Origin of the sequence: Faecalibacterium prausnitzii (assembly GCF_003324185.1) — a bacterium.
Lineage (GTDB): Bacteria > Bacillota > Clostridia > Oscillospirales > Ruminococcaceae > Faecalibacterium > Faecalibacterium prausnitzii.
Map to the genome: position 1 here is coordinate 144,722 of NZ_PXUP01000001.1, position 26,017 is coordinate 170,738.

Consider the following 26,017-nt stretch of genomic DNA (forward strand, 5'->3'; position numbering starts at 1 on the left):
TTTGCGGTTTTGACGAGGAACAGAACCCTCTCAGGGAAGTACCCCTTCGGTCTGCATCTCCGGCTCCCCTGCCATACCGAATTTACATATAATGCAACTTTTACTTGCCAAACTATTGTCTTTTACTGGAAAGTATTGTATACTTATCACGTTAGAAGCAAGTATTACTTGCCAAAATGTTCGCATATTTGAAAAGAAACACTTGTCAATACAGACGAGAAAGAGAGGACACCCCTATGAACGAGACCGTAACCAAGCGCTTTCTGCTTTACTTCCGCCTGATGCTGCTGGTCTGGATCCTGGTCGCAAACGCCGTCATCCACCTGACCGGCATGGAGTACAGCTGGCTGATCTTCCTGAGCAACATCATGATGTTCACGCTGGAGGGCGATGTGAAGGATCGCCTTGTCACTGTGGAGCTGGGCGGCCTTGTGGGTCTGGTGCTCACTGTGGCGGCGCTGCTGTCCATCAGTGCCTTGACCCCTGTTCTGGGCGATTTCCTCGGCTTTATCCTGCCGCTGGCCGTGGTGCTGTTCATCCTCATCATCCTGCACCCCTACGCACCCAAGGTGCTGAACAACGTGGGCTTTGCCTACCTGACCGTGGCCTGCATTGATATCCCCGCCCTGACCGCCCATCTGCCGCAGTTCTTTATCATCTTCATCGTGGGCTCTGTGCTCTTTAACGGTGTCTGCGTGCTGCTGATGAAGCCCGCCAAGGCGCTGGCTGTGCGCAGCGCGGAGAAACAGAACGCATAAAAAAGTATATTTCTGCCGCTATCCCTTGATTTTTTTGCTCCGGCGTGCTACAATCAGCGTAGTTTCATCCTGTCCAAAACATTGATGCGGACAAACTGAAGCCCCGCTTTTCATGCCGCAGAGAGGGCTGCCCCGGGTTTCCGGGTGCTGCAAGCAGCCTGCCATGACCCCGGCTTCTACCACCGCAGAGTGCAGAGGCGAACCTCTGCCGGGCGTGCCCGTTACAGCACTGCGAGGGGCGCGTTTCCCCGCCGGGGAGCGCGCAATTCGGGTGGAACCGTGGAACGCAGACATTTGATCGGCGCTTCATCCCGTGAGTTTTACGGGGTGAAGCGCTTTTTATTTTTGTTCAAAACCACATTGTCAAAGGAGAATCTACTATGAAGATCATCTACAAGGACGGTCATGTGGACGAGTGCCCGCAGGATCAGGAGCTGCACGTTATCCGTCACACCGCTGCTCACGTTATGGCACAGGCCATCAAGCGCCTGTATCCGCAGGCTGATTTTGCCTTCGGCCCTGCCACCGAGAACGGCTTCTACTACGATGTCGATCTGGGCGACCAGAAACTGAGCGACGAGGATCTGGCCAACATCGAAAAAGAGATGCGCAAGATCGTCAAGGAGAACCTGCCCATCAAGCCCTTCATCCTGCCCCGCGCCGAGGCCGTGAAGCTGATGGAAGAGCGCAAAGAGAACTACAAGATCGAGCACATGGCAGATCTGGCCGACGAGACCGAGTTCAGCTTCTTCCAGCAGGGTGAGTACGTGGATATGTGCATCGGACCCCACCTGACCTACACCAAGGCACTGAAGGCTTTCAAGATCACCCAGCAGTCCGGCGCATACTGGAAGAACGACAAGGAAAACAAGATGCTGACCCGTATCAACGGCGTGGCTTTCCGCAATCAGGAGGAGCTGGACGCATGGGAGAAGGAGCAGCAGGAGGCCCGCGAGCGCGATCACCGCAAGATCGGCAAGGAGATGGGCCTGTTCATGACCGATGATCTGGTGGGCCGCGGCCTGCCCATGTTCCTGCCCGCAGGCTACACCGTCTGGCAGGAGCTGGAGAACTATATCAAGGAGAAGGAGCGTGCACGCGGCTATCTGCACGTTATGACTCCCTGCATCGGCACTGTGAACCTGTATAAGACCTCTGGTCACTGGGATCACTACCGTGAGAACATGTTCCCCGCCATGGAGATGGAGGGCGAAAGCTATGTTCTGCGCCCGATGAACTGCCCCCACCACATGATGATCTACGCAAATCGTCCCCACTCCTACCGTGATCTGCCCATGCGCATCGGTGAGATCGCCCACGACTTCCGTTACGAGTCCTCCGGCACCCTGAAGGGCATCGAGCGCGGCCGTCACTTCTGCCAGAACGATGCTCACCTGTTCTGCACCCCGGAGCAGATCAAGAGCGAGGTCGCAGACGTGTGCAACCTGATCTTTGAGGTGTACAAGGACTTCAACATCACCGATTACCGCTGCGTGCTGAGCCTGCGTGATCCTGCCGATAAGAAGAAGTACCACGACGATGATGCCATGTGGAACCATGCAGAGCAGGCCCTGCGCGAAGTGCTGACCGAGCTGGGCATCCACTTCACCGAGGAGATCGGCGAGGCCGCTTTCTACGGCCCGAAGCTGGACGTGAACGTGAAGCCCGCCGTGGGTGCCGAGTACACCCTGTCCACCTGCCAGCTGGACTTCTGCCTGCCCGCAAAGTTCCACCTGACCTATGTGGACAAGGACGGCTCTGAAAAGACCCCTGTGGTGCTGCACCGCGCAATTCTGGGCTCTCTGGACCGCTTCATGGCCTACCTGATCGAGGAGACCAAGGGCAAGTTCCCCACCTGGCTGGCTCCCACGCAGGTCAAGGTGCTGCCCGTGTCCGAAAAGACGCTGGAGTACGCACAGGACGTGACCGAGAAGCTGTCTGACGCCGGTATCCGCGTTGTGCTGGATGACGACAACCAGAAGATCGGCTACAAGATCCGTGCCGCACAGCAGGTGGACCGCGTGCCCTATATGCTGGTGCTGGGCGCCAAGGAAGCCGAGGCCGGCAACATCTCCGTGCGCGACCGCAAGGGCGAGACCACCGAGATGAGCCTTGAGGACTTCATCGCCAAGGTCACCACCGAGATCCGCACCCGCAGCCTGTAAGGTATAAATGATAAGTGCCCCGGAAACGCCGACAGGCGTTTCCGGGGTACTTTTTTCACAGCAAAAGCCCCGCTCCCTTGTGCGCAAGAGCGGGGCTTTCGACTTACTGGTGACTCGAACAAAAAAAGGAAAAAGGAAAAGGAAAAAGGAGAACGATCTATCTGTCACGCCGGGCGGCGGGAACTGTGTCGGAGCAGCCGGGCTGCCGCCGCAGCGGGAACAGCAGAGAAACTTGTGGAGCATTACTCCACATCCTGCAGCGCGGCGTAGTTCTCTTCGCCGGTGCGGATCTTGACCACGCGGGTCACGTTGTAGACAAAGATCTTGCCATCGCCGATATGGCCGGTGTACAGCGCCTTCTTGGCGGCTTCCACCACAGCGTCCACGCTGATGCGGGAGACGATGACTTCCACCTTGATCTTGGGCAGCAGGGTAGTATCCACCGGCACGCCGCGGTACTTTTCAGGGGTACCCTTCTGGATGCCGCAGCCCATGACCTGCGTCACGGTCATGCCGGTGACACCCAGATCATTCAAGGCAGTCTTGAGCTGGTCGAACTTTGCCAGCTTTGCAATGATGGACACCTTGTGCATACCGGTGTCGTAGACGCCATCGTGGATCACAGGCTCGCGCACCACCGGCACGGCAGCATCCATCTGCTTTGCCGAAGCCTTGGTGATGTCATCCTCGCCCAGATCAGTGTTCTCGTTGGGGGTCATGGCAGCGGAGTTTGCATCCGAGATGGCAAAGCCTGCATAAGCGGAAGCCAGACCGTGCTCGTGGATGTCCAGACCGTCGATCTCCACCTCGGCGGGCACACGCAGGCCAAGGGTCTTATCAATGATCTTGAAGATGATGAACATCACGATCACAACATAGACATCCACGCAGACCAGACCCAGCAGCTGGGTGCCCAGCTGTGCCAGACCGCCGCCGTAGAACAGACCGGCGTGGGCGGTGTTGGAGCCGGTGGAGAACAGACCCACCGCAATGGTGCCCCAGACGCCGTTTGCAAAGTGGACGGAAACAGCACCTACGGGGTCATCCACCTTGGCGATCTTATCGAAGAATTCCACGCTCAGCACCACAAGGATACCGGCCACAAAGCCGATGAAGAAAGCGCCAAAGGGGGAGACAGTATCGCAGCCTGCGGTAATAGCCACAAGGCCAGCCAGAGAGCCGTTCAGGGTCATGGAGACATCCGGCTTGCCGTAGCGCAGCCAAGTGAAGATCATGGTCACGCAGGTAGCAACGGCTGCGGCAAGGTTGGTGTTGAAGCAGACCAGACCGGTCAGGGTCATAGTGGCATCGGTGGACAGGCTCAGGGAAGAGCCGCCGTTGAAGCCGAACCAGCAGAACCACAGAATGAACACGCCCAGAGCACCGGCGGTCAGGTTGTGGCCGGGGATGGCGTGGGGGTTGCCGCTCTTGTCGTACTTGCCAATACGGGGACCCAGCATCCATGCGCCCAGCAGAGCGATGACGCCGCCCACGTTATGCACGGCTGCGGAGCCTGCAAAATCGTGGAAGCCCATGCTCTGCAGCCAGCCGCCGCCCCACATCCAGTGGCCGCAGATGGGGTACACCACCAGCGAGATGGCGGCGGAGTACACGCAGTAGGCCTTGAAGTTGGTGCGCTCGGCCATGGAGCCGGAGACGATGGTGGCTGCCGTGGCGCAGAACACAGTCTGGAACACGATGTACACCCACAGGGGGATATCCAGACCCAGATGGCTGTAATCGCCCTGAATGAAGGGATCAAAGCCGCCGATCAGTGCGCCGGTGCCGCCGAACATCAGGCCGAAGCCGATGAGCCAGTAGCAGGGCGTGCCGATGCAGAAATCCATCATGTTTTTCATCAGGATGTTGCCGGTATTCTTTGCCCGGGTGAAGCCGGCTTCGCATAGGGCGAATCCGGCCTGCATGAAGTACACTAGAAACGCTCCTACGAGCGTCCAGCAGGTGTTGACGGAGCTAAACATACTTTCCTACCTCCTACGGTCGTTTTTTTGCACAGGGAGCCCTCTATTCTCTCCGTGCGGCAGTATCCCCGAAAACACAAAAGGCGCTGGCGGAATTGCTTCCGTCAGCGCCTTTGCTTTCGATGGCACGAGTATAGTCTCTTTGTGCAAACCTGTCAAGTATTCATCTCAAGGTTTTACGTTTTTCACAACACGGTGAAACTCTGCCGTGCTAAAGTTTGGCAAATGTTTTGCCTGTCAGCCGTTTTTGCCGTCCTTCGGGGAGCCGGACTTGTCTTTTTCCTTGGCGTTGGCCGGGCGGTGGCCGCCCTCCATCTCCCAGTGCAGCAGCATACTCATCAAAGCGCGCAGCGCAAAGGTGGCCGCCAGCGGCACCACGGACTCCAGATTCTGCAGCAAAAAGGTCTTGGCGATCTCTGCCGACATCAGAAATTCCAGCGCGGTGGTCAGGCCGCTGCTCATTTCATGGTGGAAGTCCCGGTGGTCGTTGAAGAAGGTGGCGCGGACATAGTAAAAAGTGGCCTTGGCCAGACTGGTGATGATGATGAACAGACCCACCACCTCGGCAAGACCGGCGATCATGGGCACTGCAGTTTCCAGAAAAGCATCCAGCAGGTGGGTGAGGTTCAGGTTGAACAGGGTCAGTCCTTGCATGATCTCCTCCGCAGCTTACAGCAGGGTCTTGACGTAAGCGGCCAGCTCCTCGTCCTTGCAGGAGGCGAAGAACAGCTCAGAGAACTTGGCACCCGCCACAGCGCCCTTCAGCAGCTCCTGATCGATGCTCTTCAGGCACTCGATGAGGGGCTTGAAGGTGGCAGCGCGCACGCCGTCCAGAATCTTCTTGTTGCGCTGCTCGGGCACAACGCGCTCCTTGGGGTAGCCCTGACCGTGGCCAAAGCCGAACAGCTTCTCGAAGCAGTACTCGAGGTTCAGCTCGCCGCCCCAGCCGAAGCCCTTGGCAAAGGGCATGGCAACGGCGTTGCCGTCGTTGACGTGGGCAAAGGTGTAGGCATCCACGGGGTCCTCCACGTGGCCGCAGATAACGCCGGGGAAGCTGTTCAGTGCCAGCATAGCGCCCTCGCCGGTGCCGCAGCCGGTAACAACGTAGTCCGCAGCGCCGCTGTTCAGCAGGATGGCAGCCAGAATGCCGCACTGCACATAGGTCAGCTGTGCAGCATCGTCGGCGGCGTACATGCCGTAGTTGACCACCTCATGACCCATGGGCTCCACCACCTTTTTCAGGGCGGCTTCAATGATGCCGTTCTTGGCGGCCTGACTGTTCTCGTTGATAAGTGCGATCTTCATAACAATGGTTCTCCTTCTTATTTTTCCCTGCGGTGCGCAGGGATTATACAAAGTCCTCCCGCATGGGGGTAAAGAAATCCAGCATCACGCCGCCCTCCAGACAGACGCAGCCGTGCATGACGCCGTTCTGCTTGAGCAGGGTGTCGCCGGGGCCTACCTCCCGGGTCTCGTCCCCGATGGTAAAGCGGTATCGCCCGGAGACGATATAGGTGATCTGGGTGTGGGGGTGACAGTGCATGGCACCCACGCCGCCGGTCTCAAAGGTGTTTTCCACACACATGGCGTCCTTGCTGTAGGCCAGCACGCGGCGCTGCACCCCGGGGCCGCAGGGCTCCGGGGAAATCTCGGCATGGGGCACCCATGGGATATCCTGATGTGCTTTTTCCATTATAGCATAACATCCTTTCCCGTACAAACAAAAGGGGACTGCCACACAACGCTGTGCGGCAGTCCCCGGGTTCAGAACTGCGGAGTGCCCTCAGCGCTTACTGGGGCTGCTTGCCGATGTAGGCCAGAATGCCGCCGTCCACATACAGGATCAGGCCGTTGACAAAGTCAGAAGCCTCAGATGCCAGGAACACAGCGGGTCCGCCCAGATCCTCGGCCTCGCCCCAGCGGCCTGCGGGGGTCTTGGCAACGATGAACTGGTCGAAGGGGTGACGGCTGCCGTCGGGCTGGATCTCGCGCAGCGGTGCGGTCTGCGGGGTAGCGATGTAGCCGGGTCCGATGCCGTTGCACTGGATGTTGTAAGCGCCGTACTCGGAAGCGATGTTCTTGGTCAGCATCTTCAGGCCGCCCTTTGCTGCTGCATAAGCAGAAACGGTCTCACGGCCCAGCTCGCTCATCATGGAGCAGATGTTGATGATCTTGCCGCCGCCCTGTGCGATCATATCGGGGATGATGGCCTTTGCCACGATGAAGGGAGCGTTCAGATCAACATCGATGACCTGACGGAACTGGGCAGCGCTCATCTCGGTCATGGGGATGCGCTTGATGATACCGGCGTTGTTGACCAGAATGTTGATGTGGCCGACTTCCTCGGTGATCTTTGCCACCATGGCGTTGACGGCGTCCTCATCGGTAACGTCGCAGACGTAGCCGTGCGCCTTGATGCCGGCCTCTGCATAGGAAGCCAGACCCTTGTCCACCAGCTCCTGCTTGATATCATTGAACACGATGGTAGCGCCGTTGGCTGCCATAGCCTTTGCAATTGCCATGCCGATGCCGTAGGATGCGCCGGTGATCAGCGCCACCTTGCCGGTCAGGTCAAAAGATTTGGGAGTGCACTGTGCCATAATAAAGTCCTCCTGTCAAAAATCGTATTCTACACGGCGCAAATTGCAGCCGTGCTGCTTTGCAAAGCGCGTCGTATCCGGCCGTGCCGGAGTGCGCTCTTACTTGTATACCAGTCTAGCATCCTTTGCAGGAAGTGTCAAGGCACATTCTTGTGAAGTTTTATTGTACTTTCTTTAGATTTTCGCTTTTATGCCGAAAAACAGCACGAAAAACCGTCGCTTTTCAGCGCGATAGTTTGTGCAGGCTGACGCACCTTGTCACGGTGCACAAGATATCCCGGCTTAATTTGGGCTTGTTGACAAGTTTGGACGACCTTTGTCTTTTACCCCAGCTTTTTCTTCTGCTGGCGCGCCACGATGGGCATCAGCAGGGGGATGGGTACAAGGCGCTGGGCGCTGGTGCACAGCCGCATAAAGGCAGAGGGCACGATGATGGTCTTGCGGTGCATCATGCCCAGCAGAGCTTCCTCCACGCACAGCTCCGGGGTAATGCCCCGCAGGGCAAACACCACCCCGGCGTGGTCGTTGAACTCGGTATCCACCGGGCCGGGGCAGAGGGCGCAGACATAGACCGGGCTGTGCATCTCCCGCAGCTCCTCAGCCACGCCGCGGGTCATGCTGACCACATAGGCCTTGCTGGCGTAGTAGCCCGCCATATAAGGCCCGCCGGGCAGAAGCCCCGCAGAGGACGCCACATTCAGGATGGTGCCGCCGCCCTGTGCGTTCATCTTGCGCACCACGGCGCGGAACAGCCGCGCCATAGCGGCTACGTTCACTTGGATCATCTCTTCTTCGCGGGCTTCCTCCGTTTCCAGAATGCTGCCGCAGACGCCGAAACCGGCGTTGTTGATAAAGATGTCGATGTGCTCGTCCGCCAGCACCTCGCACAGGCGGCTGCACTCCTCGGCGCGGGAGAGGTCGGCAGTCTCGATGCGGCATTCCGTGCCATGGGCTGCGTGCAGCTCCTCGGCGAGAGCCTGCAAACGGTCGGCGCGGCGGGCGGTCAGGATGAGCCGGCAGCCCATGGCGGCGTACCGGCGGGCGAACTCCCGGCCGATGCCGGAACTTGCGCCGGTGATCCAGATGGTCTTTTGCATGGTGGTTCTCCTTTTTCTTCTCGCCCCCAGAACGGGGCTTTCTGTACCTGTTGCCGCTATTTTAGCATAGTTTGACCGCATTTTCTATGCAATTTTCGTAAACGATGCAAAAGAGAGCCCGAAACGCCGCAGGCGTTTCGGGCTCTCTCATAAATTTTACTTCAGCAGGTTATCGTTCTCGAAATAGTCGATGCGCATGGCCTTGCGCACCTCGTCCAGTGTGGCGGCAGCGGTCTTTTCGGCGTAGGCGCTGCCCTCCTTGAGGATCTCCACCACCTCGGGCAGGCGCTGCTCCCACTCCTTGCGGCGGGTGCGGATGGGCTCCAGCTCAGCCTGCATGACGCTGTTCAGGAACTTTTTCACCTTCATATCACCAAGACCGCCGCGCTGATAGTGCGCCTTGACCTCGTCCAGATTCTGGTACTCCGGCCAGAACTCGGCAAAGTGCTCCGGGCGGCAGAAGGCGTCCAGATAGATGAACACCGGGTTGCCCTCCACCTTGCCGGGGTCCTGCACGCGCAGGTGGTTGGGATCGGTAAACATGGACTTGACCTTCTTCTCGATCTCCTCCGGCTCCTCGGACAGGTAGATGCAGTTGCCAAGGCTCTTGCTCATCTTGGCCTTGCCGTCAATGCCGGGCAGACGCAGGCAGGCGGCGTTCTGGGGCAGAACGATCTGGGGCTCTACCAGCGTCTCGCCGTAGACGGAGTTGAACTTGTGCACGATCTCGCAGCACTGCTCGATCATGGGCTTCTGATCCTCACCGGCGGGCACGGTGGTAGCCTTGAAAGCGGTGATATCGGCTGCCTGACTGATGGGGTAGCAGAAGAAGCCCACCGGGATGCTGGCTTCGAAGTTGCGCATCTGGATCTCGCTCTTCACGGTGGGGTTGCGCTGCAAACGGCTGACGGTGACCAGATTCTGGTAGTAGAAGCTCAGCTCGGTCAGCTGGGGCACCATGGACTGGATAAAGATGTGCACCTTGTTGGGGTCCAGACCGCAGGCCAGATAGTCCAGCGCCACCTGCAGAATGTTCTGGCGCACCTTCTCCGGGTTGTCGGCGTTATCGGTCAGCGCCTGCGCGTCGGCGATCATGATAAAGATCTCGTCGTACTCGCCGGTATTCTGCAGCCGCACCCGCTCCTTCAAAGAGCCGACATAGTGGCCAACGTGCAGGCGGCCGGTGGGACGGTCGCCGGTCAGAATAACTTTTTTCATGATGTTCTCCTTTTGACAGGAAACTCCCTCAGTCTGCTCACCTTGTTCGCAGCCAGCTCCCTCGGGGAGGGAGCCTTTGGCAGTACGGCAAGGCGTCTGACCCTGCCGGAAGGAGTTTTTTCCGTTTTCTTTATTATAATGCTAAGTATAGCCCCCCGGGGCGGTGCTGTCAACAAGGCCGCCGGGAAAAAGAAAAAAGCGATGGAAATTTTCCATCGCTTTGCTGGCGCCTCTTGCCTGACTCGAACAGGCGACACCCTGATTAACAGTCAGGTGCTCTAACCGACTGAGCTAAAGAGGCATCTATATAAAACGGCGCGTGGCCGTTTTACTACTATAAAATGGTGACCCGTACCGGAATCGAACCGATGTTAAAGGCGTGAGAGGCCTCTGTCTTAACCGCTTGACCAACGGGCCATACGTCCATTTTCGCATCAGGTGTTCGCACCCGACTTGGCTATTTTAGCATACCGAGTGCCCTTTGTCAACAGCAAATTTTGATTTTGTTTGAAAAAAGTAAATTTTTCCACCGCAGCCCCGGACCGGCAGCAAACACCGCGCCCACTGCCGTTCTATGCTGCCTTTTATAAAGGAACGATAAAATGGTGAAACCTGAATTCGGATAGTTGACAACGTGGTAAAATGTGGTACTCTTAGGGTGCAAAAATGCTTTTGAGGAGGGCTTATAATATGGCTATGAAAATAGATCGTCGTGCGTTTTTAAAGACTTCTGCCGCAATGGCAGTGGCAGTATCTATGACCGGGCTGCTGGGCGGCTGCAGTGATGGTGATGGCAGCACCGATCTGGGTGGTTTTACGGTTGCTGTGGGTAAATGGAGCGCTGTCCCTCATGATCAGGGCATAGGTACCGGGAAATCCTGGTATGCAGATTTCGCAGTGACTGTGCGCGTTCATAATCTGGATGATTCCAATGGCTTCAGTTTCCCCGCAAAATCCGTGTTTGTGCTTAAGATCGACGGTCAGAAAGTCGCGCTGCAGGGTGGAGATCTGCTGAGCAATATCACGCTGGTCATGAAAAAGGGCGAGCGCAAAACGGGCATTCTGACCTTCCGTCTGGATGAGAGCCAGAAAAATCTCTATCAGGCAATGGAAGCTCAAACCGCAGATATCAAGCTTAGGGTTGGCGTTGATCCCACCGAGACCTATACCGGTGTTTATGAAGGCTATATTAAGAAGGATTCCAAACTTGCATAATTGAACCCAAACAGCCCAATACAGGAGGTGCATTGCTATGATCGACCGCAGAACATTTCTCAAGCTCAGCGCCGGGGCACTGGTGCTGACCGCCGCAGGGACTTTGACCGGCTGCGGGGATACCGTGATCGAAAAGACCAGCGGTGTGGCGAAGATCGGTGATGTCACCTTTATCTGCGCAATGCCGTTTCCGGGCGGCGGCTTGGGCGACGGCATAGTCAAGCAGCTGACCTACTTGACGCAGTTCACCATCCAGAACAACAGCGCCGAAAGGGTAGTTATCAAGCCGGAGGACATTACCTGCATCTTCCAGGAGGCGGACACCAAGGAAACGCTGTATTTCAAGCGGAAGGAACTGGTCGCAGAGCCGGGGCAGACGGCCGTCTACAATGGCTCGCAGGAGTTCTATCTGGAAACTAAGGAAGGTGTGCCGGAAAAGAACAGCACCGGCACTTATGAACTGCGTGTGCGCTACAATGGTCAAACCGCTGTATTCCTCTATGGAAATAACGGCAAAAATGTAACGGGCCGCGTAGAGTAAAACCGAATACATCCCGCCGCCGGGCACTTCTGGAAACAGGAGTGTCCGGCGGCTTTTTGTTTTGTGCCGCATTACCTGTTCTTTACATTGGGGCTGGCATTGTGCACAAAGTTTTACGCACTTTTTGCACGTCCATGGTCGCAGCAAGGGCGGCAAAGCGGTAGAATAAGGCCGTTCCCAAGGAAAACACAAAAAGACAGTGCCGGGCGGGAGCCCGGGTTTTTAATGGAGGAAATTCTATCATGAAAAAGATCTCTCGTCGTTCGTTTCTGACCGTTTGCGGTGCAGCTGCTGCGGCTGCTGCCCTGACCGCCTGCGGCGGCTCTGCTTCTTCCGCATCCAGCACCGCTGCTTCTGCTTCCGCCACCGCTTCTTCCGCTGCCGGGCAGGCAGCCGGCACCCTGAGCGGCAACGTTGCGACCGGCGGTTCTACTTCCATGAAGAACGTCATCGCTGCCCTGACCGAGGGCTTTGCCGAGGTCGAGCCGGGTGTCACCGTCAGCTACGACCCCACCGGCTCCGGCGCAGGCATCACCGGCGCTACCGACAAGACGCTGGACATCGGCCTGTCCTCCCGCGCCCTGAAGGACGATGAGAAGAACGATGTGGACGGCACTGTCGTGGCGCTGGACGGCATCGCCATCATCGTGAACAAGGACAGCAAGGTCGCTGACCTGACTGTGGAGCAGCTCAAGAAGATGTTCACCGGCGAGATCACCAACTGGAAGGAGGTCGGCGGCGATGACGGCGAGATCGTTCTGGTGGGTCGCGAGGCCGGTTCCGGCACCCGCGATGGCTTTGAGAGCATCGTGGACGTGAAGGACAGCTGCAAGTACGCACAGGAGCTGACCGCCACCGGCGCTGTCATCAGCGCCGTGGAGGCAAACCCGCTGGCCATCGGCTACGCTTCTCTGTCCGCTGTGGGCGACACCGTTGCCATGGTCACCGTGGAAGGTGTGGAGTGCAGCGAGGACACCGTCAAGGACGGCACTTACAAAATCCAGCGTCCCTTCGTGTTCGTCACCAACAAGAGCGCTGCCCTGTCTGAGCAGGCACAGGCCTTTGTGGACTTTGCCACCAGCAAGGACGCTGCCGACCTCATCCGCACCGCAGGCGCTGTGCCCGTGAACGAGTAACGGTTAGCGGGCTCGCCCTCTCCGTCATTGCTTGCGCAATGCCACCTCTCCCAAAGTGAGAGGCCTTGGCAGTCCATGCAAAGTCTCCGGTTTCGCCAGAGGCTCTCCCTTTGGGAGAGCTGTCGAGACACGAAGTGCCGAGACTGAGAGGGCGAGGCCGTTCACAAAATACCCCGCCGCGTCGGCCTGCCCTAAAAGGCTGGGCTGGTGCGGCTTTTTATAGGATCACGTTATGAAAAATACAACCTCTTCTCTGCGCCGGGTGCGGCTGCCCCGCACCCCCGCCGACTGGCTGGAAGCGGTGATGAATTTCATCTTCTTCCTGTGCGGAATGCTGGCGGTGTGCTGTGTGGTGCTCATCTCGGTGTACATGGTGGTCTCCGGCGTGCCGGCTATCCATAAGATCGGCATTTTCAAATTTCTCTTCGGCACAAAATGGGCGTCTACCGCGGCAGAGCCGCTGTTCGGCATTCTGCCCTTTATCCTGTCCAGCATCTACGGCACGCTGGGCGCTACCATCCTCGGCGTGCCCATCGGCCTGCTGACGGCAGTGTTCCTCTCCAAGGCCGCAGACCCCAAGCTGCGCACCGTGGTGGTCACCGCCATCGAGCTGCTGTCCGGCATCCCCAGCGTGGTGTTCGGCCTTTTGGGTATGCAGGTGCTGGTGCCCGCCGTGGCAAAAGCTTTCGGCAAGGCTTCCGGTGCCTGCCTGCTCAGCGCCATCGTGGTGCTTTCCATCATGATCCTGCCCAGCATCGTGTCCGTGTCGGTGACGGCGCTCAACGCCGTGCCGCCGGAGTATGAGCAGGGCAGTCTGGCGCTGGGCGCTACCGACACCGAAACATGGTTCAAGATCAGCATCCCGGCGGCGAAAAGCGGCATTGCCGCAGGCGTTGTGCTGGGCATCGGCCGCGCCATCGGCGAAGCCATGGCCGTGATGATGGTGGCGGGCAACAGCCCCAATATGCCGGACAGCCTGTTCCGCAGCGTCACTTTGCTGACCACCGCCATCGCCAAGGAAATGAGCTACGCCGGCGGCTTGCAGCGGCAGGCACTGTTCAGCATCGCGCTGGTGCTGTTCGTGTTCATCATGCTCATCAACGTTGTGCTGAATGTGGTATTGAAGGGAGGAAACCGCGATGAATAACGGCTTTTCGCCCTCCCGCCGGGCATGGAACCGGGTAATGACCGTGCTGGTCTGGGCCAGCGCAGTGCTGGTGATGGTGCTGGTGGCCGGGATCATCGGCATGGTGCTGGTGCGGGGCATCCCCCACATCAGCTGGAAATTCCTTTCCACCACCGCCAGTGTGCTGAAAAAGACCGACGGCATTCTGCCCGCCATCCTCAACACCCTGTATGTCATCCTGCTGACATTACTCATCGTATTGCCGCTGGGCGTGGGTGCGGCGGTCTACCTGACCGAATACGCTTCCAACCGGCGGCTCATCGAGATCATCGAGTTCACCAACGAAACGCTGGCGGGTATCCCCAGCATCATCTACGGCTTGGTGGGTATGCTGGTGTTCAGTCAGGCGCTGGGCTTCCAGACCTGTCTTTTGTCCGGCAGTCTGACGCTGGTGGTGATGAACCTGCCCACCATCATCCGCACCACGCAGGAATCCCTCAAAACGGTGCCGCAGGGCTACCGTGAGGGTGCTATGGGTCTGGGTGCGGGCAAGTGGCACATCATCCGCACCATCGTGCTGCCCTGCAGCATCGATGGCGTCGTCACCGGCTGCATTCTGGCGGTAGGACGCATCGTGGGCGAAAGCGCTGCGCTGCTGTTCACCGCCGGTGCGGCAGAGGTGATCGCCAAGAGTGTGTTCAAGGCCTACACCTCCAACGGCGCTACCCTGTCGGTGCTGCTGTATCTGCGCGCCTTTGAGGACGGCGATTTCACCTCCGCATGGGGCATCGGCGCAGTGCTGCTGGTGCTGGTGCTGCTGATCAATCTGGCAGCACGTCTGGCGAAAACCAAACTGAAACAGAAGCAGTAAAAGATTGCAGATATTTGATAGCGGCCTCGCCCTCTCAGTCTCGGCACTTCGTGTCTCGACAGCTCTCCCAAAGGGAGAGCCTCTGGCGAAACCGAAAGCTTCGCATGGACTGCCAAGGCCTCTCACTTTGGGAGAGGTGGCATTGCGCAAGCAATGACGGAGAGGGCGAGGATGCTGAAAAAACGCGATCGTCCTATAAAATATGAGGTACTCTATGGAAAACACGAATGTGCCGGTGATATCGGCAAAGGATCTGAACCTCTGGTACGGCGACTTCAAGGCGCTGAAGAGCATTTCGCTGGACGTGGGCGAGCGGGAGATCACCGCACTCATCGGCCCCTCCGGCTGCGGCAAATCCACCTTTTTAAAGACCCTGAACCGCATGAACGACCTTGTGCCGGGCGTGCGCATCGAGGGCGATGTGCGGCTGAAGGGCGAGGATATCTTTGCCCGCAAGATGGAACTGACCGACCTGCGCCGCCGCGTGGGCATGGTGTTCCAGAAGGCGAACCCCTTCCCCATGAGCATCTACGACAACATCACTTACGGCCCCAAGCTGCACGGCGTGCGCAATAAGGCCGAGCTGGACGAGCTGGTGGAGACCTCGCTGCGGGGCGCAGCCCTGTGGGACGAGGTGAAGGATCGCCTGAAAAAGAGCGCCCTTGGCCTTTCCGGCGGGCAGCAGCAGCGTCTTTGCATCGCCCGCGCATTGGCGGTCAAGCCCGAGGTGCTGCTGATGGACGAGCCCACCAGCGCACTGGACCCCGGCTCTACCATGAAGGTGGAAGAGCTGATGAGCGAGCTGAAAAAGAACTACACCGTGGTCATCGTCACCCACAATATGCAGCAGGCTGCCCGCATCAGCGACCGCACCGCCTTCTTCCTGCTGGGGGAGCTGGTGGAAGTGGGCCCCACGAACCAGATCTTCAGCACACCCCGGGACAAGCGCACCGAGGACTACATCTCCGGCCGGTTCGGTTAATGCAGGGAGGAACAAAGCAATGAGCATTCGCAAACAATACGACAGCGATCTGGAAGCCCTCAAGACCGCACTGGTGGAGATGGGGCAGAACGCCGCCGAGGCCGTGGAGAACGCGCTGGAAGCGCTGTGCACCGCCGACACCGCAGCCGCCCAGAAGATCGTGCAGGGGGATGACCGCATCAACAACATGGAGCGGGACATCGAGCACCGCTGCATGACCTTGCTGCTGCGCCAGCAGCCGGTGGCGGGCGATCTGCGCCACATTTCCACCGCCATGAAGGTGGTCACCGATATCGAGCGCATGGGCGACCACGCCTCGGATATCGCCGAGATCATCCCGCATCTTGTCACCGTGCGCAAGGAGGGCGACCCCGCTGTCAGTCAGGCCATTGCCATGGGGCGTAAGGCCTACCAGATGATCTTAGACGCCATGGACGCCCTGACCGCCGAGGATGAGATCGCCGCCCGCCGCGTCATCGCCGCAGACGACGCCGTGGACTACGACTTCAACGCCATCAAGCACACGCTGGCACAGGAGATCGCCGCCGACCCCGCCAAGGTGGACGCCGCGCTGGATCTTTTGATGGTCATCAAGTATCTGGAGCGCATCGGCGACCACGCCGTGAACGTAGCCGAGTGGGTGCAGTTCGTGCGCACCGGGCGCTACAAGGACGAAAGCATGTTCTGATACTCACTCTGCCCTTTTGGGCGCGTGTTTTCCTTATTTTCTTCTGGAAAAGGCTGTCTGCCGTTTGGCGGGCAGCCTTTTTCTGTGGGAAAGCTCCCTCTACAACGAAAATTGACTAAAAAATTTTTATCTTTTCTGCAATGTTTGCGGCGGGTGATTCGTATTCAGGGTATAAGAGCCCGGAAGGGGCTCCGCAGTTATCGTGCGGCGGGTGGTCCGGCTTCCCCCAGTCCCCCGCCTGCCGCACCGTTACGGAGGACAGATACAATGATGGCAAAGCTTGAACGCTCCCCGCAGCAAGCCCGCATGGAGGCCGTGAGCCGCGATGCACTGGTGCAGGCGGCGCTGCAGGAGATCACCCAAAATTATCGTGAGGCCAGCCTTTCCAATGTGGCAAGGGCTTATGGTGTTTCGCTGGCGTATGTCAGCGAGTGCGTGCGCGCCCAGACTGGGCGCACCTACAAGGAGCTGCTGCAAAAGCACCGCATGGAGACCGCCGCGCGGCTGCTGCGCCGCAGCGATCTGAACATTCAGCAGATCATTGCACAGGTGGGCTACGAGAACACCAGCTACTTCTACCGCCTGTTCCACGAGCGCTACGGCCTGAGTCCACGGGAGTACCGGCTGGTGCGCACCGGCACTGCTTCCCGCCGCCCCACCGCATGAAGCCCTCTTTTGATTTGCTGCCCCGACCGTCGTGCTGCTGCCCCGCGCACGGCGGTCTGTTTTTGCCGCGAAATGGAGAAAAATCTGGTACTTTATGGAATATTGTGTTATACTAAAATAAATGTACCCCGCGCGGCAGGGCGCGGGCAAGAGAGGATGAGTGGATATGTTTCGCGGAGCGGTAAGAGCAGATATGGCACGGATTTTGGATATCTATGCCCGTGCGCGGGAATTCATGGCGAAAAACGGCAACCCCACCCAGTGGGGGGACAATTACCCAAGCCCGGAGCTGCTGGAAGAGGATATCGACACCAACCGGCTGTTCGTGTACATGGTGAACGGCCAGATGCAGGCGGTGTTTGCCTTTGTCCTTGGCGAGGACCCCACTTACAAGGTCATTGAGGACGGGCAGTGGCTCAACGACACTTTGCCCTACGGTACGCTGCACCGGCTGGCTTCGGCGGGCGAGAGCAAGGGCATCGGCAAGGCGGTGGTGGAGTGGTGTCTGGAGCACTGCGAGAGCCTGCGCGCCGACACCCACGCCGACAACAAGGTGATGCAGCACCTGCTGGAAAGCGAGGGCTTTACCCGCTGCGGCATCATCCATGTGGAGGACGGCACCCCGCGCATCGCCTACCAGCGGTTGTCCCTGACCCAGAGCCAGCTGGGGTGAGCGGAAAAACAGTTTGATTTGGGAGATCGGAAATGCCTGCGGGCGTTTCCGATCTCCTTTTTCATAGATGGAGCTGCCCTGCCGCGCCCTCTCCCGTGAAAATGCAATGCCGGAGCGTCCGCAGACGCTCCGGCATTGCGCTATTAAAAAAGAACTTTTCCGCTGAATATGCGCAAAGCGCACGCGGCGCGCATTTCTGATCCTCTCCCCCCCTTCTGTGCCTTGCCACCGGCGGCGAAGCAGTGTATAATAGCCTCAGAACGCTACAATGCCGGAAACCCCGGCAGATACAGGAGGAATTGCAGATGAATAAACCGGTACTGGTCGTCATGGCTGCCGGCATGGGCAGCCGTTACGGCGGCATGAAGCAGATCGACCCGGTGGGCCCCAACGGACAGGTCATTATGGACTATTCCCTTTACGACGCCCGCCGCGCCGGCTTTGAGACCGTGATCTTTGTCATCAAGCACGAGATCGAGGACGCCTTCAAGGCAGCCATCGGCGACCGTGTGGCCAAGGCGATGAAGGTGAAGTATGCCTTCCAGCAGCTGGAAGAGCTGCCCGCAGGCTTTGCCGTGCCGGAGGGACGTGTAAAGCCCTGGGGCACCTGCCATGCCGTGCTGGCTGCAAAGCCCCTGATTGACGGCCCCTTTGCGGTCATCAATGCGGACGACTACTACGGCCCGGAGGCGTTTCAGGTGATGTACGATTACCTGTCCACCCACGCCGATGATGATTTCTACCGCTACTGCATGGTCAGCTATCTGCTGAAGAACACCCTGTCCGAGAACGGCAGCGTGGCACGCGGCGTGTGCATCAAGAACGAGGACGGCACCCTGCAAAGCGTGACCGAGCGCACCCGCATCGAGCCCTGCGACGGCGGCGCACATTACACCGAGGACGGCGGCGAGAGTTGGGTGGACCTGCCCGGCGACACCCCTGTGAGCATGAACCTGTGGGGCTTCGGCAAGAGCTTTCTGGACGAGGCCGAGCAGCGCTTTGCAGGCTGGCTGACCGAGAATCTGCCGGTGAACCCCCTGAAGTGCGAGTATTTCCTGCCGCTGGTGGTGACCGAGCTGATCGAGGAGAACAAGGCAAAAATTCAGGTGCTGCGCAGCACGGATAAGTGGTTCGGCGTCACCTACCGGGAGGATAAGCCTTTGGTGGTGGAGGCCATTGCCCGCAAGACCGCCGAGGGCCAGTACCCCGAAAAACTGTGGGAGTAAATGCTTCGAAATAGCGGAAAAATATTTAGATCATAGCAAAGTCGGGCAGCCTGCGGGCTGCCCGACTTTGTGTTTTTATGGGGTGGAACGTATTCACAAAAACCGTTCCAGCTGGATGCGGTTATCCTCTTCAAAATCCTGCAGCCGCTGGGCAAGGCGCTTTGCGCCCGGGGCGGCGTTGGGGTAGTCCTTGCAGCTTTTTACGCAGTCCACCACCCCCATGCCGCTGCCCTGTGTGAGCATTTCGGCCAGATTGCGGGTGGATTTGTCCGTAAGGGTCTTGAGCCCGATACCCATTTTCGTGTTCAGCTTTGCCATGGTGCTCTGCCCCTGCGCGCTGCCGCCGCAGGCTTCTATGGCGGTGTGCGCCTCCTGATTCAGCTGGTGATAAATATTGCGCTGGCGCAGCAGTTCGGCCTTGAACTGCACATCGCTGGTCATGGGTAAGATCTGCTCCAAGGTGTTCTTACCCATCTCGGTGTTCTGCACCACCGCCTCCAGCAGGTTGAGGTTATCGTTTTTCTGGTTTTCCATACAAAAAAATCCCCCTTTGGCACCTAGTATGTGCCCGAAGGGGGATTTTATACGTTGTTTCTCAGCAGATCTTATTGCCGCCGGAGATCTGGATGCCGCGCAGCCGCTCGTCACAGATGGCGTACAGGCGCTGCCAGCAGTTGGCGGCGCTGTCCAGCTCGTCCAGCCCTGCCACTGCGACGCTCAGGGTAAAGGGCACCCGCTTCATCATGCCCATGGAGGTGATGCACTCGTGGGGCATTTCGGCGTAGATGTTCCGCATCTGCTCGGCCAGCTGGCCGCCGTCCAAGTCCAGACAGCCTACCACAAAGGTGGTGCCGGTCAGGCGGCAGACGATCTGACTGCCCGGGATATCGAAATATTTTTTCCACTGGTTTGCCACAAAGCAGATCAGCTGATCCATCACCGGCTGACCGTAGGTGTCCCGCAGCTGTGCGCCGTGATCCAGCGATATCAGCGCCACAGCGGCCTTGCGCCCCTGCTCTGCCCAGCGATCCAGCTCGGCGGCGATCACGGTCTCAAGGTAGCGGCGGTTGTACACGCCGGAAAGAAAATCGTGGTTCAGGTCCTCGCGGCACAGTTCCCGCTCGCGGGCGCTCATGCGCTCCTCCGGCAGCAGGTTGCCTGCCAGCGGGGCAGACATGGTGATCCGCCACAGCTTGCCGTCTGCCCGCACCGTGCGGTGCAGCACGCAGCTTACCCGGCCGTTGCACAGGCTATAACTCACCTGCAGGCCTTCGTCCTGCCAGCCGGTGTCCTGTGGCAGCTCGTCCAGCAATACCGTTTCAAACGCAGCCTGTGCGCCCTCGGCAAAGGTACGCAGATCCTGCTCTGTCCATTCTCTGTCCATCTGTAATTTCCCCATCATCCGTACGCGCCGCCGCTTCCGACGGGCGAAATTCCAATTTTCCCACAAATCCGGGAACTTACGGCTATTATACCATTGGAATACAGATTTTTCCAGCAAAACGCACAAATTTTTACGGCAGTTTTTACAATTCTGTCAAATTGCTAATTCTTTCACGTTTTGAACGTCTGCATTGCAGCGGCAGTACACGGCGCACTCGGCTTTGATCTGTGCGGCAAGGGCTTTGGAGTCAAAACCGGTCTTGGCACGCCATGCCCAGTTGCCGCCCAGCTTGCCCGGGGTGTTCAGGTGCGCCTCGGCACCCAGCCCCAGCCAGTCGTACATGGGAATGATGGCTCTGTCGGCCACCGAGCCCAGCGCCGCCCGCAGCAGCGCGGTGCGCGCAGCGGCAGTCTTTACCGCGGCCACTTCCTTGGCGGTGGGCTTGCAGGAGGTCAGGTGCAGATAGGCTGCGGCGGTGGCCTTTTCCTTTTTGGAAGCGCCGTTCTCCCACCAGTCGGTCAGGGTGGTGTTGTCGTGAGTGCCGGGGTAGACCACGCCGTTTTTGACGTGGTTATGGGGCAGATACTCGTTGTCCCCGCCGCCGAAGGCAAACTGCAGCACCTTCATGCCCGGGAAGGTGCTGTCGGCCAGCAGCTTGCGCACGCTGGGGAACAGCTCGCCCAAGTCCTCGGCAATGATGGGCAGCTTGCCCAGTGCGGCCTCCAGTGCATCGAACAGCTCCATGCCGGGGCCGTTCTCCCACTTGCCGGTGCGGGCGGTGGTGCTGGTGGCCGGGATGGCCCAATAGGTGTCGAAGCCGCGGAAGTGGTCGATGCGCAGCAGATCGTAGATGCCCAGTGCGTGGCGCACCCGCTGGATCCACCATGCGTAGCCGGTCTTTTTGTGGTACGCCCAGTCGTACAGGGGGTTGCCCCACAGCTGGCCGTCTGCGGAGAAGTAGTCCGGCGGACAGCCCGCCACCCGGGCAAAGCGGCCGTCGGCATCCAGCTCAAACAACTTGCCGCCCACCCATGCGTCCACCGAGTCCGCAGAGACGTAGATGGGGATATCACCCAGGATCTGCACACCCTTCTTGTTGGCATAGGTTTTGACTGCCTGCCACTGGACGCTGAACTTGTACTGCACAAACTTCCAGAAGCCAATCTCCTCTTCGTTTGCGGCGGCAAAGGCAGCCAGTACGGCCTTGTCGCGGCGGCGGTAGGGGGCGTCCCACTCCACCCAGTTCTTCATCTTGTTGGCTACCTTCAGCGCCATGTACAGGGCATAGTCCTCCAGCCAGTCCTCGTTGGCAAGGGTGAAGGCGTAGTAGTCGTCGGGGTAGTAGTAGCTACAGCCGTGCAGCCCGGCGCACTGGCTGCGCCATGCGGCGTAGGCCTTGCGCAGCACCGCAAAGCGGCTGACGTACAAGGTGCCGTAGTCCACCTCCAGCGGGTCTTTGCCCCAGCTTTCCGCCTTGAGGTCTGCGGCGGTCAGCAGGCCCTCTTTTTCCAGCGCTTCCAAGTCCACAAAATAGGGGTTGCCCGCAAAGGCAGAGCAGCTCTGGTAGGGGCTGTCGCCGTAGCCGGTGGGGCTGAGCGGCAGCAGCTGCCAGATCGTTTGCCCTGCCGCAGACAGGAAATCCACAAATTGAAATGCCGCCTTGCCAAAGCAGCCGATCCCGTAAGGGCCGGGCAGACTGGATACCGGCATCAGAATACCACTTTCACGCATGATCCGTTACCTTCCTCGCTGTCAATTTTCGGGAATATTCGTTGTTTCCTATCATAACATAACTGTAAACTATTTTCCACAGGCAAAAATCGTGGTATACTGGTTTTTATGGGATACCCCCTCAGCTTCGCTGCGCTCAGCAGCTCCCCCAAGGGGGCGCCTTTGGCATGGTTGGAAAGTTTGTGGTTTGACCGGAAAGTTCCTGCCTGCTTTCAGCGTGCAAAGACGCTCCGCTGGGCCAGAGGTAGGGAGGGGGGTTCCGACTCCCCCCTCCCTACCTCTGGACTCCACCCACCCCGCAACGGGTCAAGGGCTACACGCCCTTAACAATCCTAAAGAAGAAGTCGAAGCACAAAAAAGCTAGCGCTGCGCCAGTCGGCGCTATCGCTTTAACGCTTTTTTCGCTTCTCCATTAAAAGCCCCTCAGTCGCTGCGCGACAGATTCCCCTTTTTGTCACCTGCGGTGACATCTTCCCCCGGCCGGGGGAAGTCGGCCCTCTCGGGGGAGCAAGCGCTCGCCCGCAGCGCCGCGCTTTCGTAGAAAGCGGCGCTGCAAATGCAGTTTGGGGTTACGACCCCTCTCCGTGAAAATAGCGTTTGGAGCGCTCCGCAGAGCGCGACAAACGCGAAATAAAAAATAATTTTCCGCTGAATATGCCCAGAGCGCAAGCGGAGGGCATTTTCAATCGTTCTATTTTACAGGAGGTACTCGCGCGATGCAGCGCACAGAAAAATATTTTGAGCAGGACGCTTTCCGCACCGAATGCGAAGGCGTCATCCTTGCCGCAGAGCCGGACGAAAAGACCGGCGGCGGGCGCATTGCGCTGGACGGCACGGTGTTCTACCCGGAGGGCGGCGGTCAGCCCGCCGACCGGGGCACTCTGACCCTGCCGGACGGCACGGTGCTGCGGGTGCTGGACGTCCACGAGCAGGCGGGCGTCATCTGGCATACGGTGGATGCCCTGCCCGCTGCCGCCGCGCCCGGCGCAGCCGTTGCCGGCTGCATCGACTGGGACTGGCGGTTCGATAAGATGCAGCAGCACACCGGCGAGCATATCCTCTCCGGCATCCTGCACCAGATGTTCGGGGCGGAGAATGTGGGCTTCCATGTGGGCACCGAGGCCGTGCGCATGGACACCAGTGTGCCCATCAGCCCCGAGGGGCTGCGGCAGGCAGAGCTTGCCGCCAACCGCATCGTGTGGCAGGATGTGCCGGTGCTCATCAGCTACCCCACCCGGGAGGAGCTTGCCGCCCTTGTTTACCGCTCTAAAAAAGAGATCGAGGGGCAGGTGCGCATCGTGACCATCCCGGGCGCGGACGTCTGCGCCTGCTGCGGTACCCACACCCGCACCACCGGTCAGGTGGGGCAGATCAAGATCCTTGCCAGCGAGAACTACAAGGGCGGTGTGCGGCTGAGCGTGGTGTGCGGTGCCCGTGCGCTGGCGGCGGCGCAGGCCATGCGCGCCCGGCAGGCGGAGATCGGCGCGCTGCTTTCTGCCAAGGCCGACCAGACCGCTGTGGCGGTGCACCGGGTCTACGACGAGTATACTGCACTCAAGTTTACACACTTCGGACTGTGCAGCCAGCTGTTTGACGCCCTTGCGCAGCTGACCGCGCCCGATGCGGACGCCATCCGCACCCTGCCGGGACTGGACCCGGACGGGCTGCATCGGCTGGCTGTCCGTCTGACCGAGGCCACCACCGGCCTGTGCGCCGCTCTGACCCCCACCGAAAAGGGCACCGGTTACTGCCTTGCCCGGCGGGACGGCGATGTGCGCGCCCTGACCAAAGCACTGAATGCCGCCCTGAACGGACGCGGCGGCGGCAAGCCCGGCATCTGTCAGGGCAGCTGTGCCGCCACCCCGGAGCAGGTGGAGAGATTTTTGAAGGAGAACAACAAACTATGAGAATGCGTTTCAAACCCTATGCCCACGACGAACTGATGGCCGCGGATTTCCATGTGCACGAACCCCTCATCTGGGGCGGCAAGTGGCACGGCCAGTATGCCCGCCCGGAGCAGCCCTTTATTCTGGAGTTGGGCTGCGGCAAGGGCGGCTTCATCTCTCAGCTGGCCTGTGCCCACCCGGAAAACAACTATCTGGGCATCGACATCACTGACAAGGTGCTTATCCTTGCCAAGCGCAAGATCGAAGCCGCCTATCAGGCAGCGGGGCGCCCCATCGACAACGTGAAGATCATGAGCACCGATATCGAGCGCATCAAGGGCGTCATCACCCCGGAGGATGAGGTCAGCCGCATCTATATCAACTTCTGCAACCCGTGGAGCAAGAACGACTCCTCCCACAAGCACCGCCTTACCTACCCGCGCCAGCTGATCGCCTACCGCGAGTTTCTGAAGGACGGCGGTGAGATCTACTTCAAGACCGACGACGATGATCTGTTCCGGGACAGCGTGGAGTACTTCCCCGCTTCCGGCTACGACATCGAGTGGATCACCTACGACCTCCACGAGAACGAGCCGGAATGGAACATCCGCACCGAGCACGAGGGCATGTTCACCGAAATGGGCATCAAGATCAAAGCGCTCATTGCCCGCAAAAAGCCCGGTGCCGACAGCGTGACATGGGTAGACCCCAAGGTGCTCAAGCGGATGGCACGCGAAGCTGCCGCTGCCGAAGCCGCCGCACAGGAAGGCGAAGAAAATGTCTGACCCCTGTGAGCTGTGCCTGAATAATGTTCAGGACGAATACGGCAGCTACTACTGTGCGCAGGGCGCTGCGCTGGACGAGGACGAGATGGCACGCTATCTTGCGCATAATACCGCTGCCTGTCCCTTTTTTGAGCCGGGGGACGAATATAAGATCGTATCCAAACAGAACTGAAGAACGGAGGTGCCTATGGTAAGCTTTCTTACCGATACCGTGGTATGCGGCTTTTCGCTGTACCATATTCTGGCCTATTTCCTGATCTATTCCTGCATAGGCTGGTGTCTGGAGGTCATCTATGCCGCCGCCACCACCGGTCAGCTGGTGAACCGGGGCTTCCTCAACGGCCCGGTCTGCCCCATCTACGGCTTTGGCATGATCATCGTGCTGTTTGCCCTTACGCCCTTGCAGCACAGCATCCTGCTGCTGTATATAGGCGGCGTCATCCTGCCCAGTGCGCTGGAACTGGTGGGCGGCTGGGCACTGTATAAGATCTACCACACCCGCTGGTGGGATTACAGCGATTTTCCCTTTAATATCGGGGGCTATATCTGTCTGGAATTCTGCCTGCTGTGGGGCGTGGGCACGCTGGTGGTCATGCGTATCGTGCACCCGGTGGTGGCTGACCTTGTAGACCTGATCCCGCCCTTTGTGGGGGTTATCCTCATGTGCTTTTTGTACGCCGTGTACGCGGCGGACGTGGTGGCTACCGCCATTGCTGCTTCTGCGCTGGCCGATACGCTGGACACCATGGAGCAGCTGGGCGACAGTATCCACGCCGTCAGCGATGCCATGACCCAGCTGCTGGGCACCACCACTCTGAACGCCGACAAGAAGCTGGACGAGGGACGGCTGCAATTCAAGCTTGCCGCCGCCGAAGCGCGGGATGCTGCCGGAAAGCGCCCCTCTGCCCGTGAGACCATGGCTGCCATCCGCGCCAAGGCCGCTGAGGCTACCGAGGCTGCCCGCCGCGCCAGCGAGGACGCCCGCCTGAACGCTGCCGAAGCTGCCAACGCCGCCCGCCTTGCTGCCAAGGGCACTGCCGAGCGCGCCGCCGAGCTGCTGCAATTGGAACAGCTGGCCGCAGAGCTGCAAGCCCGCAGCGAGGAAATGCAGGCGCAGCTGCTGCGCACCCCCCGCATCGTGGGCCCGCGCCGTATGCTGCGTGCCTACCCGAAGCTCCGGCACGGCAGCAAGCTGCGCAGTCTGCCCACATTGCGGGAGATGCTGCACCGCGCCGAACAGGAAAACAAGGACGACAACAAGAATACCAAATGACCCCGAATGCCACA

The 26,017-nt window shown here is 59.2% G+C and carries 26 protein-coding genes and 2 tRNA genes; 16 read left to right on the forward strand and 12 right to left on the reverse strand.

Going from position 1 to position 26,017, the window contains the following annotated elements; translation table 11 throughout:
- Window positions 1–236: 236 nt before the first annotated feature.
- Together C7J97_RS00660 and thrS are read left to right on the forward strand one after the other, a co-directional pair.
- On the forward strand, window positions 237–758 hold the full coding sequence (locus C7J97_RS00660; RefSeq protein WP_113991737.1) for a hypothetical protein: 522 nt from the start codon (window positions 237–239) through the stop codon (window positions 756–758).
- Between the two features lie 380 nt (window positions 759–1,138).
- The gene (thrS, locus tag C7J97_RS00665; protein ID WP_112121608.1) at window positions 1,139–2,923 is read left to right on the forward strand and encodes a threonine--tRNA ligase; all 1,785 of its coding nucleotides are present in this window, start codon (window positions 1,139–1,141) and stop codon (window positions 2,921–2,923) included.
- A 242-nt stretch (window positions 2,924–3,165) separates the two neighbouring features.
- Here thrS and C7J97_RS00670 read toward each other — a convergent pair whose 3' ends face one another.
- The 9 genes from C7J97_RS00670 to C7J97_RS00710 form a co-directional block, all read right to left on the reverse strand.
- Complete coding sequence (locus C7J97_RS00670; protein ID WP_113991738.1) at window positions 3,166–4,905, reverse strand: ammonium transporter; 1,740 nt, start codon at window positions 4,903–4,905, stop codon at window positions 3,166–3,168.
- Window positions 4,906–5,142: 237 nt separating this feature from the next.
- Window positions 5,143–5,559 (reverse strand): DUF1622 domain-containing protein, encoded by a 417-nt coding sequence (locus C7J97_RS00675; RefSeq protein ID WP_015537140.1) that lies wholly within the window; start codon window positions 5,557–5,559, stop codon window positions 5,143–5,145.
- Window positions 5,560–5,574: 15 nt separating this feature from the next.
- Window positions 5,575–6,210: an RpiB/LacA/LacB family sugar-phosphate isomerase gene (locus C7J97_RS00680; RefSeq protein WP_015537141.1), complete on the reverse strand. Its 636-nt coding sequence runs from the start codon at window positions 6,208–6,210 to the stop codon at window positions 5,575–5,577.
- A 43-nt stretch (window positions 6,211–6,253) separates the two neighbouring features.
- Window positions 6,254–6,598, reverse strand: coding sequence for a cupin domain-containing protein (locus C7J97_RS00685; RefSeq protein WP_081028488.1), 345 nt, complete (start codon window positions 6,596–6,598; stop codon window positions 6,254–6,256).
- A gap of 97 nt (window positions 6,599–6,695) precedes the next feature.
- Entirely contained in the window at window positions 6,696–7,505 is an 810-nt protein-coding gene (locus tag C7J97_RS00690) for a gluconate 5-dehydrogenase (RefSeq protein ID WP_006735344.1), read from the reverse strand.
- 323 nt (window positions 7,506–7,828) lie between these two features.
- The gene (locus C7J97_RS00695) at window positions 7,829–8,602 is read right to left on the reverse strand and encodes an SDR family NAD(P)-dependent oxidoreductase (protein WP_113991739.1); all 774 of its coding nucleotides are present in this window, start codon (window positions 8,600–8,602) and stop codon (window positions 7,829–7,831) included.
- A 156-nt stretch (window positions 8,603–8,758) separates the two neighbouring features.
- Window positions 8,759–9,820 (reverse strand): tryptophan--tRNA ligase, encoded by a 1,062-nt coding sequence (trpS, locus tag C7J97_RS00700; RefSeq protein ID WP_055186866.1) that lies wholly within the window; start codon window positions 9,818–9,820, stop codon window positions 8,759–8,761.
- A gap of 224 nt (window positions 9,821–10,044) precedes the next feature.
- A tRNA-Asn gene (locus tag C7J97_RS00705) sits at window positions 10,045–10,121 on the reverse strand.
- A 41-nt stretch (window positions 10,122–10,162) separates the two neighbouring features.
- Window positions 10,163–10,237: transfer RNA gene (locus C7J97_RS00710), tRNA-Glu, on the reverse strand.
- A 273-nt stretch (window positions 10,238–10,510) separates the two neighbouring features.
- On the opposite strand from C7J97_RS00710, the gene C7J97_RS00715 reads away from it, so the two are divergent.
- The 10 genes from C7J97_RS00715 (at window position 10,511) to C7J97_RS00760 (ending at window position 18,944) form a co-directional block, all read left to right on the forward strand.
- Entirely contained in the window at window positions 10,511–11,035 is a 525-nt protein-coding gene (locus tag C7J97_RS00715) for a twin-arginine translocation signal domain-containing protein (RefSeq protein ID WP_170126610.1), read from the forward strand.
- 37 nt (window positions 11,036–11,072) lie between these two features.
- The gene (locus C7J97_RS00720) at window positions 11,073–11,576 is read left to right on the forward strand and encodes a twin-arginine translocation signal domain-containing protein (protein WP_113991741.1); all 504 of its coding nucleotides are present in this window, start codon (window positions 11,073–11,075) and stop codon (window positions 11,574–11,576) included.
- Between the two features lie 242 nt (window positions 11,577–11,818).
- Entirely contained in the window at window positions 11,819–12,712 is an 894-nt protein-coding gene (locus C7J97_RS00725; RefSeq protein WP_113991742.1) for a phosphate ABC transporter substrate-binding protein, read from the forward strand.
- A 232-nt stretch (window positions 12,713–12,944) separates the two neighbouring features.
- Window positions 12,945–13,859 (forward strand): phosphate ABC transporter permease subunit PstC, encoded by a 915-nt coding sequence (pstC, locus tag C7J97_RS00730; protein ID WP_113991743.1) that lies wholly within the window; start codon window positions 12,945–12,947, stop codon window positions 13,857–13,859.
- Complete coding sequence (gene pstA / locus C7J97_RS00735; protein WP_113991744.1) at window positions 13,852–14,709, forward strand: phosphate ABC transporter permease PstA; 858 nt, start codon at window positions 13,852–13,854, stop codon at window positions 14,707–14,709. Before pstC ends, pstA begins: the two co-directional genes overlap by 8 nt.
- A gap of 214 nt (window positions 14,710–14,923) precedes the next feature.
- Window positions 14,924–15,691 (forward strand): phosphate ABC transporter ATP-binding protein PstB, encoded by a 768-nt coding sequence (pstB, locus tag C7J97_RS00740; protein WP_113991745.1) that lies wholly within the window; start codon window positions 14,924–14,926, stop codon window positions 15,689–15,691.
- Between the two features lie 19 nt (window positions 15,692–15,710).
- Window positions 15,711–16,379: a phosphate signaling complex protein PhoU gene (phoU, locus tag C7J97_RS00745; protein ID WP_113620637.1), complete on the forward strand. Its 669-nt coding sequence runs from the start codon at window positions 15,711–15,713 to the stop codon at window positions 16,377–16,379.
- Window positions 16,380–16,646: 267 nt separating this feature from the next.
- The gene (locus tag C7J97_RS00750; protein ID WP_113991746.1) at window positions 16,647–17,045 is read left to right on the forward strand and encodes a helix-turn-helix transcriptional regulator; all 399 of its coding nucleotides are present in this window, start codon (window positions 16,647–16,649) and stop codon (window positions 17,043–17,045) included.
- 193 nt (window positions 17,046–17,238) lie between these two features.
- Complete coding sequence (locus C7J97_RS00755; RefSeq protein WP_333529990.1) at window positions 17,239–17,718, forward strand: GNAT family N-acetyltransferase; 480 nt, start codon at window positions 17,239–17,241, stop codon at window positions 17,716–17,718.
- Window positions 17,719–18,023: 305 nt separating this feature from the next.
- Window positions 18,024–18,944, forward strand: coding sequence for a nucleotidyltransferase family protein (locus tag C7J97_RS00760; protein ID WP_006735366.1), 921 nt, complete (start codon window positions 18,024–18,026; stop codon window positions 18,942–18,944).
- 93 nt (window positions 18,945–19,037) lie between these two features.
- On the opposite strand, the gene C7J97_RS00765 is transcribed toward C7J97_RS00760, so the two are convergent.
- The 3 genes from C7J97_RS00765 to malQ all read right to left on the reverse strand — a co-directional run bounded on the left by C7J97_RS00765 (window position 19,038) and on the right by malQ (window position 22,059).
- Window positions 19,038–19,478: a hypothetical protein gene (locus C7J97_RS00765; RefSeq protein WP_097785222.1), complete on the reverse strand. Its 441-nt coding sequence runs from the start codon at window positions 19,476–19,478 to the stop codon at window positions 19,038–19,040.
- Window positions 19,479–19,539: 61 nt separating this feature from the next.
- A complete protein-coding gene (locus C7J97_RS00770; protein WP_242983401.1) occupies window positions 19,540–20,346 on the reverse strand; it encodes a GGDEF domain-containing protein in 807 nt (268 codons plus the stop codon).
- A gap of 135 nt (window positions 20,347–20,481) precedes the next feature.
- Entirely contained in the window at window positions 20,482–22,059 is a 1,578-nt protein-coding gene (gene malQ / locus C7J97_RS00775; protein ID WP_113991748.1) for a 4-alpha-glucanotransferase, read from the reverse strand.
- Between the two features lie 716 nt (window positions 22,060–22,775).
- On the opposite strand from malQ, the gene C7J97_RS00780 reads away from it, so the two are divergent.
- Genes C7J97_RS00780 through C7J97_RS00795 form a run of 4 tightly spaced genes read left to right on the forward strand, consistent with a single transcriptional unit; the run spans window position 22,776 to window position 26,003 of the window.
- The gene (locus tag C7J97_RS00780) at window positions 22,776–23,966 is read left to right on the forward strand and encodes an alanyl-tRNA editing protein (RefSeq protein WP_113991749.1); all 1,191 of its coding nucleotides are present in this window, start codon (window positions 22,776–22,778) and stop codon (window positions 23,964–23,966) included.
- Window positions 23,963–24,730: a tRNA (guanosine(46)-N7)-methyltransferase TrmB gene (gene trmB / locus C7J97_RS00785; protein WP_112121621.1), complete on the forward strand. Its 768-nt coding sequence runs from the start codon at window positions 23,963–23,965 to the stop codon at window positions 24,728–24,730. The genes C7J97_RS00780 and trmB overlap by 4 nt, the downstream gene beginning before the upstream one ends.
- Window positions 24,723–24,902 carry a DUF6472 family protein gene (locus tag C7J97_RS00790; protein WP_097785226.1) on the forward strand — a complete coding sequence of 60 codons (180 nt, stop codon included), beginning with the start codon at window positions 24,723–24,725 and terminating at the stop codon, window positions 24,900–24,902. Before trmB ends, C7J97_RS00790 begins: the two co-directional genes overlap by 8 nt.
- A gap of 15 nt (window positions 24,903–24,917) precedes the next feature.
- Entirely contained in the window at window positions 24,918–26,003 is a 1,086-nt protein-coding gene (locus tag C7J97_RS00795) for a putative ABC transporter permease (protein ID WP_097785227.1), read from the forward strand.
- The last annotated feature ends 14 nt before the right edge of the window (window positions 26,004–26,017 follow it).